The following is a 14297-nucleotide window of genomic DNA, read 5'->3' on the forward strand; positions in this document are numbered from 1 at the left end:
GGTTGTTCAATTTGTAAGAGTTTGAATTTTATCCATCTGAATAAAGTAGGTCTTCATCAGCATGGATGTAAGGCAAAGCCCCAGGGATGGGGTTACGGCGGCCTTGCCGATGAATGACAGCAGTGCTAAATAAACAACGTTTGAAAATCGCGCTTTGAATATAGGTTATGTATGCAAAAAGGCTTGTTTAACGATACCCAAAAACTGCTGCGTAAATATTCTGCAGGTGACAAGATTCCAAGTTAAAGAGTATTTAAAACGCCTAAAGTCGGACTATGATTTTGGTGTGTTTTCAGCTGGCTATTTCACTTACGCCATCGCTGATAAAATACGGCTCATTAATAAAGTTAAACAGCAGTTGGACGCGCATCTTGAGTTTGACCCCTATCCAGAACCACAAAGTCGACATGACAATTCAAAGACCGATAGAAATGAGAAGTTAAATAGCTACCCTGTTAGCCGTGACTTTATTCTCATTAACAGCATCAATGGTTTGAAAATCAACAAACAACTGATAGCTAAATCGCCATTTTCTTCATTGGGACTGTCAATAAAAGCTGACGAAATCGACAGTATTGAACACCCATACATCGTGCTGGTGGAGAACCTGACATTAATGGCTAACTTGGCGCAGCTCATCCTACCAGAGGCTTTAAAAGATGCATTGTGGGTATACCGTGGTGACGTAAAGCCCAGCCAGCAAACCGGAACTGCCTATCAATTTTTTAGGCGTTGGCAACATAACGCCAGCTATAAACTGGTCTGTTTTAGCGATTTAGACCCAAAGGGCATTGAGATCGCTTACACCAGCCAAGCGGATTACTGGTTGTCACCAGCAGATTGTGAGGCGGCGATAGCGATTACAGTAGGGTTAGAAGGAATTGAGCAAGAGTGGCATAACCAAAACGAAGCACGTCTTTATTTGGGCCGTCAACAGCCGTTACCCGCTCAATGTCAGTTGGCTTTATTGTTAATGAATCAGCAACATCTAACACTGAAGCAGGAGCATATGCTAAGTCATCATTTGCCGTTGCAGCTATTTGCTTTGTAGACGAAGGTTGTCTATTAACCGTCATTTGTTGAGATGTTCTTGCGATAACTATCCTCTCCTTGAAGGCTCCTTAAAGACGTTATCATTATTGATTAGCGTTATAGGGCTGTATGGTTCGGCATCACCTCAGTATTAAGCTGCAACATTTGCTAGCGATGTAATCGGCGCTAAAGTGTGCGCCAAGTCGCTGCTCGAGTATAAAATAGACTGGTAATCACTTTATATAAAACTGCCTAACACCACAGGGTAGTGACTTAGTTTGCTTGCTATGGTATTGGTAGTTTTTAGCTCTGCGATCCGTGCTCTTTCAGGTGGTTTAAACTGCTTTTTTTTGAAAGAAAAATAAGTCAGTGTTGTGTGAATGTTGCCTCTGTAGGTATTTTCTTGGGTTACTTGTATTTTTTGAGGGTTTTTTTTGATTTTATACAGTGCTTTAGTGTAGGTATTCTAATTTGTTATAAGTTTGTTTTGTAAAGTAATTCGGTGTTTTTTATTGAATTTATTGCCAGCATGTTTCACTATCCTAACCACAAATAGGCGACTAGTACTAAGTCGTCATGATTGAAGGCAATAGAAGACATGCGATAAGACATGTCGAATATAAGGCAAGTTAATGACTAAATCACTTTCAACGCGGATCTTTATGGGTCTGTTTACCGGTCTGATCCTCGGATCGATTATTCAATATTCTCTCGCAGATATCAGCTTCTTTACTGGCACTGTTGTCGATATCGCCTCTGGCGCTGGCACCATGTTTGTCAACATGATCATGATGTTAGTTGTACCGCTGGTTTTTGTTTCCATTGTATGTGGGGTTTGCGAGCTTAAAGATCTCAACAGTTTTGGTCGCTTGGGCGGAAAAACCTTTGGCTTCTATATCATCAACACGTTAGTGGCCATTTTTGCGGCTTTGACGGTAGCCTTGTTATTGGCTCCGGGTAAAGGGGTTGATATGTCTAGCAATGGTGGCGTCGATATTGTCGCAACTGAGTTACCAAACTTAGTTCAACTTATCGTCGGCATTGTACCGAGCAATCCAGTCGCCGCCTTTACGTCAGGCAATATGCTGCAAGTTATTTTTATGGCTCTGCTGCTGGGGGGGGTGATTAAGTCGCTTGGCGAGACAGCTAAAAGTGCAGTCAGTGGCTTTCAGGTTGCTAACAACATTATGATGAAGTTGATTAGCGTGGTGATGCAGCTTGCACCAATCGGTGTGTTTGCATTAATGCTTAAACTCGGTGCAACACTTGAAGCTGCCATATTTGGTAGCGTGCTTGAATACCTAGTGGTGATTTTAAGTTTGCTACTCTTCTGGATTTTTGTGGTATACCCATTTGCGGTAAGCATGTTTACGCCTGTATCGGCGAAAGAGTTCCGCAGTAAGACCCGTGAACAGATCCTGTTTTCACTATCAACGGCAAGTTCAAATGCAACAATCCCAGTGACGATGCGCACCCTGACCGAAAAGCTTGGCGTTAATCGTGCTGTTGCTGGATTTGGCGTTCCGCTCGGTGCCACCATGAACATGGGCGGGGTATCGATTTACATCACTATTGCTATTTTCTTTGTCGCAAACGCGTTTGGTGCTCCCATCGGCATGGATCAGCTTCCTGCACTACTGTTTAGTATCTTCTTGCTCTCTGTTGGCGCTGGTGGCGTTCCTGGAGGCGGAATGGTGATGATTGGTGTGCTTATCCATCAGATGGGTTTACCAGTCGAAGCATTTGCTATTGTTGCAGCGCTAGACCGCTTAATCGATATGGTACTGACCTCATGTAACGTAGTTGGTGATACCGCAGTGCTGACTATTGTTGATGAGACAGAAAAGCGTGCTGAAGCTAAATTAGCGACAGTTTAAAACACGATGATCCTAGACTAACTAGCATAATGGTCTAAACAAAAAAACTCGCCTAATATGGCGAGCTTTTTTGTGGTCATAATGCTTTAGGCTAAACACTATTTATCTTGCTTAAGTCGTCGACTTAACGCGCTTTGGCTAATGCCGAGCATTCTTGCTGCTGCAGTTTGGCTATTGGCTGTGCGGCTCATGGCTTCATTTATCAGTGCGTCGCCCATCTGCGCTAATGTCGGCAGCTCTTTTGGAAAAACCAACTGGCATTTATCATCGGGAGCGGCTTTATTGAGATTTATGGCTTCCATAAAGGGGGTAATGTTGAGTTGAATACCATCGCTTCTGCTGACCGCATCAAACACCATTCCCTTAAGTTCGTGTAAGTTTCCAGGAAACTCATACTCGGCTAATTGTGCGGCAAGGCTGCTGGGTTGTTGTGGTCTAGACAAGTTCATCTCATCCGCTGCCAGGGTGATGAAGTGATTAATCAACATGAATAGGTCGAGCCGACGTTGCCTTAATGGTGGCAGCTTTATGGTGTGAGATCGTAACCGGTATAGGAGATCGTTTCGAAACTTGCCGGCTTTGCTTAGTGCGAGCAGATCATGCTGTGTCGAGGTGATGATTTTACACAGTACGGGATAGGCTTTATCACTGCCAATTGGATAGTATTGTTTATGCTCAATCACATCGACCAGCTTTGCTTGTGCTTCTATCGGTAAATCACCAATCTCATTCAAATACAGTAAGCCTGATTGCACTTGATGTAATACACCCGCTTGCGCGCTGACTTGGCCATTTTCGAGGGTCTTGATCTGCCCAAATAGCTGCAGTTCAAACGCAGAGGTGCTTATTCCTACAAGGTTCACATTAACAAATGGCGCGTCAGGGCAACAAAGTAGATGGCCTGATTTGGCGAATTCATCCTTGCCGGTGCCGCTTTCTCCTTGGATCAGGATTGGCTCAGGGCTGGGTGCAACGGCTTCAAAGTAACGGAACTGGTCGATCAAGGAGGGCTCGCAAGTCAGAATATTATTGAACGCTTCGGGCTGACTTAAGGTTTTACTTAGAAAGCTCTCTTTTATTCTTAAATAGTTGCGTTCCAGACCGACAACCTCTAAGGCACGACGAACGGTTCTGGCCAGATCATTAACATTGTCGGTTTTAATGAAATAATCGTACGCGCCATGTTTAATGCAGCGGACTGCGGTATCGACTTCATTAACGCCAGTGACAATGATGACCCGTGTATTAGGGAACGCATTGCGGATCATATCCAACAGCTCTTCACCGGAGTGAAATGGCATCGTCAGATCCAGTAACACCAAAGCGTAGTCACTCACCTCAAGACGGTTCATCACTTGTCTGCTGTCAACACAGGTATCAATTTTTGCTTCGGGTACTAACCGATTGAGCGTAATTGATAAGGTGCGCAACCAAGATGCTTCATCGTCGACAAGTAGGATATTTCTGGCAAGTTTCACGTTTGAGACTCCAATGGAAAACGAAGGGTAATGACCGTACCTTGGCCAATACGTGATTCAATCTGCATATCGGCTTTATGTTCTTTAATAATGCGGCTGCAAACGGATAAACCTAGACCACTGCCACCATTGGAGCGTCTGGTGGTGAAAAATGGCTCGGTGATCCGTTGCAGTGTTGCTCTGTCCATTCCTTGGCCTTTATCTATCACGGTTAGGCAAGCAAATTGCTCCTCTACGCTGGTCTTTATCAAGATATGCTGGTCATGCTCATAAGTCTCGGCATCAAGTTCAATGGCATGGCAGGCATTTTGAATCAAATTAATCAGCACTTGGTTGAGTTGCTGTGCATCACCTTTAATGATTGGGCTTGGATTGTGCAGTTCAGTGGCGACATTCAAGAGTTTTATTTGGTTAGCGGTTAAGCGTAAAGATACCAGCACCACTTCATTAAGTGCGATAGCTTGATATGCATCGGTGAGCGTTGGCAAAGCGTAACGCTTTAGGTCACTTACGATGCGGCTAATTCGCCCGGCGCCTTCAAGGATCGACTGACTACTCAAACTGAGTTCTGCCATGGCGGATGTAGGTTCTAGGCCGGCAATATTCCAAAATGGATTTTGTTTTTGATAGCTATCAGCGGCGCTTGAAAGGTCGGTAAGGGCATCATTAATAAAGGCAATGGAGTGGACGATAATACCGGTGGGATTATTAATTTCATGCGCGATACCCGCAGATAGCTCGCCTAGTGAGGCCAGCCTACTGGCTTCGTTATTGGCTTGGCGCAGCCGCTGCTGTTCTGTCGTTTCTTCAAGCAAGATAACCGCTTGATTATCACCGATAGGATGCAGCTGTAACTGCCAATACTGATTTTCAATCATCATATCTGCAATGGTCGATTTATCCGTATCGAGTGCTTCAATCAAGGTTGGGTAAAGTGTAAAAGGTTGACCATCTTCATAGTGAAACAGAGGATTACTCAGCAGCTGGTTATTGTCGTTGCTCCATAAGCACTCACCCTCTCGATTAAATAGAGTGACCCCATGAGGAATACCATCTAACACCGATTGGAACTGTTTAGAGAGATTAGATATAGCCGTTTCTGCTTTTTTTCGCTGTGCTAACTCAAGGTTTAGCGCTGTGGTGCGTCTGCGTAAGTTCAGACTGATGTAACCCGTCAGTAACATGCCTATCGCAGAGATAAGGCTGACGAAAATAGCCAACGACAGTATTTTCTGTTGGGCAGAGTTAAGATCCACTTTCTCACGGCCAGTACCAAACCACTTATTGACGAGACGGTCATATTCTCCTGACAGTTTTAGCTGCCTTAATGCATCATTAATTTTATCCATTAACACAGCATTTTTATGGTTGCTTATAAAATTAAACGCGCCGTAAATGAGTGGGTCGCTAGAACTACGAATTGAGGGATATAAAGGCATTAATCGTCTTGCGACAAAGTTTTCGGCAATCACCACATCGACTTTGCCTTTTATTAATAGCTGAAAACCCGTTTCATAAAGATCGACATCGACTCTTTTAAAATTTTGCAGTTTTCCCGATATGTACACATCGACACAAGCGCCTTTTTTGATGGCGACACGTTTCCCTTTTAGGTCGTTCCAGCCGTCAATAAATGACTTTCCTTGCAGGGTGTAGGCTTTTGCATGGGTGGCATAAATGGGATCTGATTGGCTGAGATCGCGATCGATCGTCACCGGACTCACCACGGCAATCACATCAATCAATGATTCAGGATTGTGTACATCGGCAAGTAATTGCTGAAATGTCTTACGTCTAACGACGATGCGCTTGCCTATTAGTTGACCAATCCTATCCATCAATTCCAGGTTAAAGCCCTGTTCGACGCCATTATTACGCCACTCTAGCGGAGCTGTTTTTGAGTGAACTCCAAAGACAATACTTTGCTTTTCATGGGGGGCTGCGGCCTGTGCAATGAGAGGGAGAGTCAAAAGACTGAGAGTGCAGAATAAGTTAACTAATATTTTCATAAGCCAATTTTAGCATGCGCTTATAGAGCATAACTGTGCTGAGATTCTCGCTTTAACTACCTATTTACATATCGTTTGGCTATACATCACCTTCGGTGTTCAGCTTTATGCACTCTATTTAGCTACGCAGAGGTTTCTATTGTCTATCATTAACTAAAATAGTTGGGTGCTGTCGGCATTGATGTGTGAGCGGGATAACATAGAGTTATGCATTTTTGCATAACTGACCATGCAGTTATGCATCTTTGCATGAGGTGATTTACAGGCTGTGATCAAGTGTTCAGTTTAGCGTTGTTATCACGGGATTCAGTTGAGCAACGCCTGTATCAGCCGCAATATAGTGATGAATTTAAAAATTAACGACAACACTTTTGATTGTCGAAATTATAGTGATGACTTTTGTTCGCTGCGATGCAGTTGGGTAAAGGTGAGGATTTGAGATGAAAAACTTTAAAAAAGCAGTGTGTATTGCCACACTTCTCGGCTCAACAGGCTTTATGGCAAGTGCGATTGCCGCTGACAACTTGGCAGAATTCCACGGTGAAAACCAAGAGTGTGATAGCTGCCACATGCCAGATGGTGAACTATCAAACGATAGCTTAACTTTCGAGAACGCTCAGTGCGTATCTTGTCACGGCACGCTAGAAGAAGTCGCTGAAGAAACCAAACATGAGCACTACAATGCCCATGACTCTCATTTCCCAGGCGAAGTGGCTTGTACCTCTTGTCACAGCGCTCACGAAAAATCGATGGTCTACTGTGATTCTTGCCATAGCTTCGATTTTGATATGCCGTATACAAAGAAATGGGAACGTAACGAACCTAGCATCAAAGAGTTGTTGAAAGACAAGTCTGAGCGTCAAGCAGCACTCGCTGCAGCGCCTCGTGATACTGTAGATGTTGTTATTGTTGGTTCTGGTGGTGCTGGTTTCTCTGCTGCCGTCTCTGCGGTTGATAACGGCGCTAAAGTCATTCTTGTTGAAAAAGAGCCCGTCATCGGTGGTAACGCTAAGTTAGCCGCAGGTGGTATGAACGCCGCTTGGACTGATCAGCAAAAAGCCAAAGGTATTAAAGACAGTGTTGAATTGATGGTTAAAGACACCATGAAAGGTGGCCGTAACTTAAACAATCCAGCATTGGTTGATGTACTTGCATCTCACTCTAAAGCTTCAGTTAACTGGTTGACTGGCATGGGTGCTGATTTAGATGACGTTGGCCGCATGGGTGGCGCATCAGTTAACCGTTCTCACCGTCCAACGGGTGGCGCTGGTGTAGGTGCTCACGTTATTCAAGTGCTTTACGATAATGCTGTTAAGCGCGATATTGATATGCGCATGAACACTCGCGGTATTGAAATCCTAAAAGACGATGAAGGCAATGTTAAAGGCCTACTCGTTAAAGGCATGTATAAAGGCTACTACTGGATCAAAGCAGATGCTGTTGTATTAGCAACTGGTGGTTTCGCTAAGAACAACGAGCGTGTAGCAAAACTTGATCCTAAGTTAAAAGGCTTTATTTCAACTAACCAACCAGGTGCTACTGGTGACGGTATCGATGTTGCGGAAAATGCAGGTGCAGCTACGGTTGACCTTCAGTACATCCAAGCTCACCCAACACTTTCTGTTAAAGGTGGTGTGATGGTGACTGAAGCTGTACGTGGTAACGGTGCAATCTTGGTTAACCGCGAAGGTAAGCGCTTCGTCAACGAAATCACTACACGTGATAAGGCTTCAGCAGCTATCTTGAACCAAACTGGTAAGTCTGCGTTCCTAATCTTTGATGACTCAGTCCGTAAGTCACTAAGCAAGATTGATAAGTATATCGGTCTAGGTGTTGTACCAAGTGCTGATTCGCTAGTTAAGCTTGGCAAGTTAGAGAACATCGATGGAAAAGCACTGACTGAAACTGTCGCTCGTTACAACACCCTTGTGACTAGTGGTAAAGATACTGACTTTGCACGTCCAAACCTACCTCGTGCATTGAACGAAGGTAACTACTACGCAATTGAAGTGACTCCTGGTGTTCACCACACTATGGGCGGCGTGATGATTGATTCTAAGTCTGAAATTATGGACGCTAAGAAGCAAGTTATCCCTGGTCTATACGGCGCTGGTGAAGTGACTGGTGGTGTTCATGGTGCTAACCGCCTAGGTGGTAACGCAATCTCTGACATCGTCACCTTCGGTAGAATGGCTGGTGAGAACGCAGCTATCTATTCTAAGAAAAAATAATCTTAGAAGTGTTAGTCAGGTAAGAGGTTACTTTTAAGGTTCCCTTTAAATTGAAAGCCTTCATCTTATGGATGAGGGCTTTTTTGTATCTGCGGATACGTCGTCTACTTTGTAATGTATCAAGCTGCGCTTGATCAAAATCGTGGTGCTTCGCCCACACTGCTAATGCATCAGACTGCGTCTGACCAAAGTCGTGGGATTCCATCCCACACCCGAATCAATCAAACTTCGTTTGATAAAGGTCGTGAGCTTCCAGCTCACACTCGGCCAAAAGGGGATCAACAGCAATCCCCTCTTGGATCACCCGTGCCGCCCCGACGAAGTGGTCTCCCTTATACTTATTCGAAATAGCCTAACGCTTCCGATGGGACATCCTGTCCCGCGAAAGCTATGCCCACGTCCGTGTGGGCATTACGGCTATTTCTTCAACGTACTTCGGCAACTTCGATGGGGAATAGGTGTTTTCTGTTATCTAAGGGGTCACATGGAAGTAAGTGTTTTAAAATAGAAAGTACAAATGGCGTGAGTTTGAGTATTTTTACCTAGTACGGATATCGTCGCGGCGATCAATGAAAGTATGCCAAGCCCGATCTTTCAATATGGAATTGTAGTGTGTCGCAAGATTATTACTTGTACTATACATTTTGCTTCTTACAAGCTAATGGATACCGAAAATGTTAAAACTTTACAAGTATATGTCTCAAGAAGTAGCTCTGAAATTTATTAAAAATCCAGTACTTAGAGTTACCCCTAATTGGGCGTTAAATGATCCATTTGAGAGTAAGTTAGCAGTCTCTACAAGTAAGCACTTGAATAGTCTTGATGCCAATACAGAACGTAGTAAACGTCTTGAGGATTTTATGGGACTTCATGGCATCGTCTCACTATCAGAAACTGCTGACAACTTGCTTATGTGGAGTCATTACGCTGATGAGCATAAAGGTGCTGTCGTTGAGTTATTGATTGACGAAAGAGCCCCTTTTAAAACATTTAATATAACAGGTTGCCCAGCGTCCTCAGATGCAACTTTTAGTAAAGTAAACTACCGTAAACGAAGAAACTATCCAATTGGTGATACGGCAGATCCATTGGAATCCATTAAAAAACACTATTATCTAACTAAATCAGATGAATGGATTTACGAAAAAGAGCATCGTTTTATCTTTCCCGTGACAGAGATTAGTAGCGCAAAACTCTCTCCTGATGAAATGAACATGTACCCGAGCTTTAAGCCTGAGAGCGATGACTTAACTCATATTTATTCATTATCAGCAGAAGATAAGGTGAATTTATGGGGAAGCTCGCAGCAAAAAGGATCAATGTTTTTTGCTGAAATTCATCCAAAATCGATTGGGCGAATACTTATAGGATGTAATGCAGATCTGGCTTTGTATAAAGAATCTATGATTGAAGCCGAAGAGAGTAACCCATATAGAACGTTTGCCTGTTCAGTGCTTAATAAATTCCAGGGCGTAGAGATATCTAGATTACACGATGAAAGGTTTGAACTGTTCTTTGAATCGCTAGAGGATAAAGTCTATGCCGACTAAAAGGCTGTTAGAAATAGAATTATCTAAACATTAGAATTTGTGATGTCAGGGGGGAAATCTTCTGTAATACATAACTTAATTTTTCTACTTGAGCTAACAGATAACACCCTTTCCCCATCGGAGTTGCCGAGGTTATTGAAGGAAATATCGTGATTGAGGCATGGATGCCGAGATAGCCTTAGGTGAGCCATGGATGGCGAATATGAGGCGATAGATATTTTCGAAAATGACTGAGGGTTAACAACTTCGTCGGGGCGTCATGGTGGATGCAAGGAGGATAAGGACGAGCAGTCCTCCTTGCCCGGGTGTGGGATGGAATCCCACGACCTTTATCAAGCGGAGCTTGATTGGCTCTATAGTACAGGCGAACCCTGATACCTTTCAGCTAAGTAGCTAATCTTGCAAGCGAGCCACAAAAAAAGCGCAGTCCCCGAAAAGGAACTGCGCTTTTTTAATCTACTGGCGTTGTACTAAAACAACGTCAATTTAGATCGTTGGCTCTTCACTGTAATCTTGAGTGTGATATTCAAGACAAACGTCAACTTCGTTGGCTGAGCCTAAGATCACTGCAACACGCTGGTGGATCGCTGTTGGTTGAATATCCATAATGGTCTCGTAACCCGTAGAGGCCTTACCGCCTGCTTGTTCAACTAGGAACGACATTGGGTTAGCTTCGTACATCAAACGCAATTTAAACGGCTTGTCAGGGTTCTTATTGTCAGTTGGGTAAGTGAAGATACCGCCACGACATAACACTCTATGCACATCACCGACCATGGCTGCTATCCAGCGCATGTTAAAGGCTTTTTCACGCGGACCAATAGTGCCTAACAAAAGGTCACTGATATAGGTCTGCATTGGCGCTTCCCAGAAACGCTGGTTTGACATATTAATCGCAAACTCAGCAGTATCTTTACTGATGTTCATCGCAGGATCAGTTAACAGGTACTCGTTAGTGTCAGGGTTTAGGGTAAACAACTGCACCCCTTTACCTGTTGTTAGCGCCAACATGGTTGATGGGCCGTACAGCACATAACCGGCAGCAACTTGCTTACGACCTGCTTGTAAAAAGCTCTTTTCTGAAAACTCGCCAGCGGGTGCAGGTAGTACTGAGAAAATAGTGCCGACTAATGAGTTGATATCGATGTTTGATGAACCATCAAGTGGATCAAAACACACTAGATACTCACCGTTAGCATCGGCATCAACGACGTAATCTTCCTCTTCAGACGCAATGCCACGTACTGTACCGTCAGCTTTTAGCGCATCTTTGAGCATATCATTGGTGATGATATCCAGTTTCTTTTGGGTTTCACCTTGAACGTTCTCTTGTTCAGTTGCGCCCAGAATGCCGGCTAAAGCACCGTGGCGAACGGCATGGCTGATCTCGATTGAGGTTTCAGCTAAGGTCAGGATCAGTTTTTCAAGAGAGGGAGAAATCGCTTGCGATGTCAGGTTTTCAGCCAGAGTCTGCATGTTGTTTCCTATGACAATTTAATCACACTAAATTGAGTTAGAGATTTGAGGGTTTAAACTTATTATTGTCGGCGATGATACCTGAGAATGGCAGTTTTTTCAGCTGTAAAGCACACGCGCCTGTGCATATTGTGTGCATTGTTTTTGTTTTAGTGATGATTGAGGCACAATGTAGGCGAATTTTCAGTCAAAGCACGTTTTAACAACGTGTTATCCAAGGAATAATAATGAAAAAAAATTGGATGAACTTGCTGCTTGCTACTCTCCCTATGGTGATGGCATCGTCGGCAGTTGCACAATCTGCAGCATTAGCGGGCGGTGATACTCCGCTCACTATCGAACGTATGTATGCTTCTCCTGCACTTGCGGGAACCAGTCCTCGTGGACTTAAGTTATCGCCAGACGGTAAGCGGGTAACCTATTTAGCGGGTCGTAAAGATGATCAACACCTTTATGACCTATGGCAGATGGATGTGGCCAGCGGTAAGCAGAGTTTATTGCTTGATGCTGACAAGCTGGTAGCGGGCGAGTTATCGGATGAAGAAAAAGCACGCCGAGAGCGCCAACGCATCTATGGGCAAGGGATCATGGAGTACTTCTGGGCTGATGATAGCCAAGCTATCCTTATTCCAGCATCAGGCCTGCTGTATTATTTCTCCGTTAATAGTAACCAAGTCAAACTGCTTAATACCGGTGAAGGCTTTGCAACGGATGCGAGGTTGTCTCCTAAGGGCAATTTGGTCTCTTTTGTGCGTGAGCAAAACCTGTATGTGCTTGATCTCAAAACCGAGAAAGTGACTGCGCTAACAACCGATGGCGGCGGGGCAATCAAAAATGCCATGGCTGAATTTGTCGCGCAAGAAGAGATGGGCCGTATGACAGGCTATTGGTGGTCACCGGATGAGTCGGCGATTGCTTATACCCGCATTGATGAGTCTGGCGTGGAGCTGGTGACGCGCAATGAAATTTATGCAGATGGCATCAAGCTGACTGAGCAACGTTACCCTTATGCGGGTAAAAACAACGTTAAAATTGAACTTGGCGTAGTGTCGCTTAATGACAAAAAGGTCGCTTGGGTTGATTTAGGCAAAGAGACAGATATCTACCTGCCGCGGGTTAAGTGGTTACCTGATAGCAAGCAGTTGTCGTACCAATGGCAAAGTCGTGATCAACAATCACTCGATTTAAGAGTGGTCAATATTGATGACATCAAGCGCAATAAAAACTTAGTGCAAGAGCGCAGCCAAGCTTGGGTTAATCTCAATGATGATCTGCACTTTTTAAAGCAACAAAAAGCCTTTATCTGGGCATCTGAGCGTGATGGATTTAACCACCTTTATTTGATTGGACTGGATGGCAACGTTATTCGTCAACTCACCAAGGGGGATTGGGCGGTTGATGACGTCGAGTTTATCGATGAAAAAGCGGGCCAAGTTTACTTTACTGGCCGCCAAACTAAAGTGACTGAGAAGCAGTTATACCGCGTCGCTATTGCGGGTGGCAAGGTCGAGCCAATCAGTACTCGTTCTGGTATGCACTCAACGGTGTTTGCTGACAATCAAGCTGTCTACTTGGACTATTTCAGTAGTTTATCGCAACCACCTCAGGTGAGCTTACATGACGATTCTGGCAAGCGCCTTGCTTGGGTAGAGCAAAACGAAGTCAAGCCAGGACATCCGCTGTATGACTACTTTGGTTTATGGCAAGTACCGGAGTTTGGTGAGTTAACCGCTGAAGATGGTCAAGCATTGCAATATAGAATGTTTAAGCCAACCCATTTTGATGCCAGTAAGAAATATCCAGTGGTGGTGCGTGTTTATGGCGGCCCACATGCTCAACTGGTGACAAACAGTTGGAGTCATCAAGATTACTTTACTCAACACCTACTGCAGCAGGGTTTTATCGTTTATCAACTGGATAACCGCGGTTCAGCTCATCGTGGTACTAAGTTTGAGTATGTCATCTATAAGCAGTTAGGTGATGCTGAAGTGAACGACCAGAAGGTGGGGGTCGATTACCTTCGCAGTTTGCCTTTTGTTGATGGCGACAATATTGCTATCTACGGCCATAGCTATGGCGGTTATATGGCATTAATGAGCTTGTTTAAAGCGCCAGACTACTTTAAAGCGGCTATCTCCGGAGCGCCAGTGTCTGATTGGTCACTGTACGATACGCATTACACCGAGCGTTATCTTAGCCACCCAGAGACGAATGCTAAAGGGTATGAGGCGAGCAGTGTATTGCCGTATGTGAAAGGCTACGAGTCTGGACTGCTGATGTACCACGGTATGGCAGATGACAATGTACTATTTGAAAATAGCACTCGAGTTTATAAAGCCCTACAAGATGAAGGTAAGCTATTCCAGATGATTGATTACCCTGGTTCAAAACACTCTATGCGCGGCGAGAAGGTTAGAGTGCACTTATATCGTTCTTTAGCTGACTTCTTAGAGCGTGAATTGAAATAGTACTATCGCTAAGTTAAAAATAGGCATGGAGGTTTTTTATGACTCTTTGCCTATATTTTATTAACTAAAGATTAAACATCGTTAATAATAAGACTATTTATTCTAAAAAAGCCAAAGGCAGAATGGAACTATACTCCTAAATATATATAGGAGTATGGTTAGCATATTTGACAAAT

General features: G+C 44.1%; 8 protein-coding genes. 5 read left to right on the top strand and 3 right to left on the bottom strand.

What is annotated here, in order from left to right:
- Positions 1-226: 226 nt before the first annotated feature.
- Both CXF86_RS14180 and CXF86_RS14185 read left to right on the top strand, forming a co-directional pair.
- On the top strand, positions 227-1051 hold the full coding sequence (locus CXF86_RS14180) for a DUF7281 domain-containing protein (protein WP_145992390.1): 825 nt from the start codon (positions 227-229) through the stop codon (positions 1049-1051).
- A gap of 613 nt (positions 1052-1664) precedes the next feature.
- The gene (locus CXF86_RS14185) at positions 1665-2909 is read left to right on the top strand and encodes a dicarboxylate/amino acid:cation symporter (protein ID WP_101091607.1); all 1245 of its coding nucleotides are present in this window, start codon (positions 1665-1667) and stop codon (positions 2907-2909) included.
- A 98-nt stretch (positions 2910-3007) separates the two neighbouring features.
- Here CXF86_RS14185 and CXF86_RS14190 read toward each other — a convergent pair whose 3' ends face one another.
- Together CXF86_RS14190 and CXF86_RS14195 are read right to left on the bottom strand one after the other, a co-directional pair.
- A complete protein-coding gene (locus CXF86_RS14190) occupies positions 3008-4387 on the bottom strand; it encodes a sigma-54-dependent transcriptional regulator (RefSeq protein ID WP_101091603.1) in 1380 nt (459 codons plus the stop codon).
- Entirely contained in the window at positions 4384-6396 is a 2013-nt protein-coding gene (locus tag CXF86_RS14195; protein WP_101091602.1) for an ATP-binding protein, read from the bottom strand. The genes CXF86_RS14190 and CXF86_RS14195 overlap by 4 nt, the downstream gene beginning before the upstream one ends.
- 440 nt (positions 6397-6836) lie before the next feature.
- On the opposite strand from CXF86_RS14195, the gene CXF86_RS14200 reads away from it, so the two are divergent.
- Positions 6837-8627, top strand: a complete 1791-nt coding sequence (locus CXF86_RS14200) for a flavocytochrome c (RefSeq protein WP_102039300.1) — start codon at positions 6837-6839, stop codon at positions 8625-8627.
- Positions 8628-9301: 674 nt separating this feature from the next.
- Positions 9302-10177 (top strand): DUF2971 domain-containing protein, encoded by an 876-nt coding sequence (locus CXF86_RS14210; protein WP_102039302.1) that lies wholly within the window; start codon positions 9302-9304, stop codon positions 10175-10177.
- 486 nt (positions 10178-10663) lie between these two features.
- Here the strand turns inward: CXF86_RS14210 and CXF86_RS14215 are convergent, their stop codons facing one another.
- Positions 10664-11653, bottom strand: coding sequence for a class 1 fructose-bisphosphatase (locus CXF86_RS14215; RefSeq protein WP_102039303.1), 990 nt, complete (start codon positions 11651-11653; stop codon positions 10664-10666).
- Between the two features lie 227 nt (positions 11654-11880).
- Between CXF86_RS14215 and CXF86_RS14220 the strand changes: the two genes are divergently transcribed.
- On the top strand, positions 11881-14121 hold the full coding sequence (locus CXF86_RS14220) for a S9 family peptidase (RefSeq protein WP_102039304.1): 2241 nt from the start codon (positions 11881-11883) through the stop codon (positions 14119-14121).
- Positions 14122-14297 lie beyond the last annotated feature (176 nt).

The sequence above is a fragment of the Shewanella sp. GutCb genome (assembly GCF_002836135.1).
In the GTDB taxonomy this organism is placed as follows: domain Bacteria; phylum Pseudomonadota; class Gammaproteobacteria; order Enterobacterales; family Shewanellaceae; genus Shewanella.

What these genes read in the sequence shown, in the direction of transcription:
- CXF86_RS14185 (WP_101091607.1), top strand. Translation starts at nt 1,665, where the DNA reads ATGACTAAATCACTTTCAACGCGGATCTTTATGGGTCTGTTTACCGGT.
- CXF86_RS14210 (WP_102039302.1), top strand. Translation starts at nt 9,302, where the DNA reads ATGTTAAAACTTTACAAGTATATGTCTCAAGAAGTAGCTCTGAAATTT.
- CXF86_RS14215 (WP_102039303.1), bottom strand. Translation starts at nt 11,653, where the DNA reads ATGCAGACTCTGGCTGAAAACCTGACATCGCAAGCGATTTCTCCCTCT.
- CXF86_RS14220 (WP_102039304.1), top strand. Translation starts at nt 11,881, where the DNA reads ATGAAAAAAAATTGGATGAACTTGCTGCTTGCTACTCTCCCTATGGTG.
- CXF86_RS14200 (WP_102039300.1), top strand. Translation starts at nt 6,837, where the DNA reads ATGAAAAACTTTAAAAAAGCAGTGTGTATTGCCACACTTCTCGGCTCA.
- CXF86_RS14195 (WP_101091602.1), bottom strand. Translation starts at nt 6,396, where the DNA reads ATGAAAATATTAGTTAACTTATTCTGCACTCTCAGTCTTTTGACTCTC.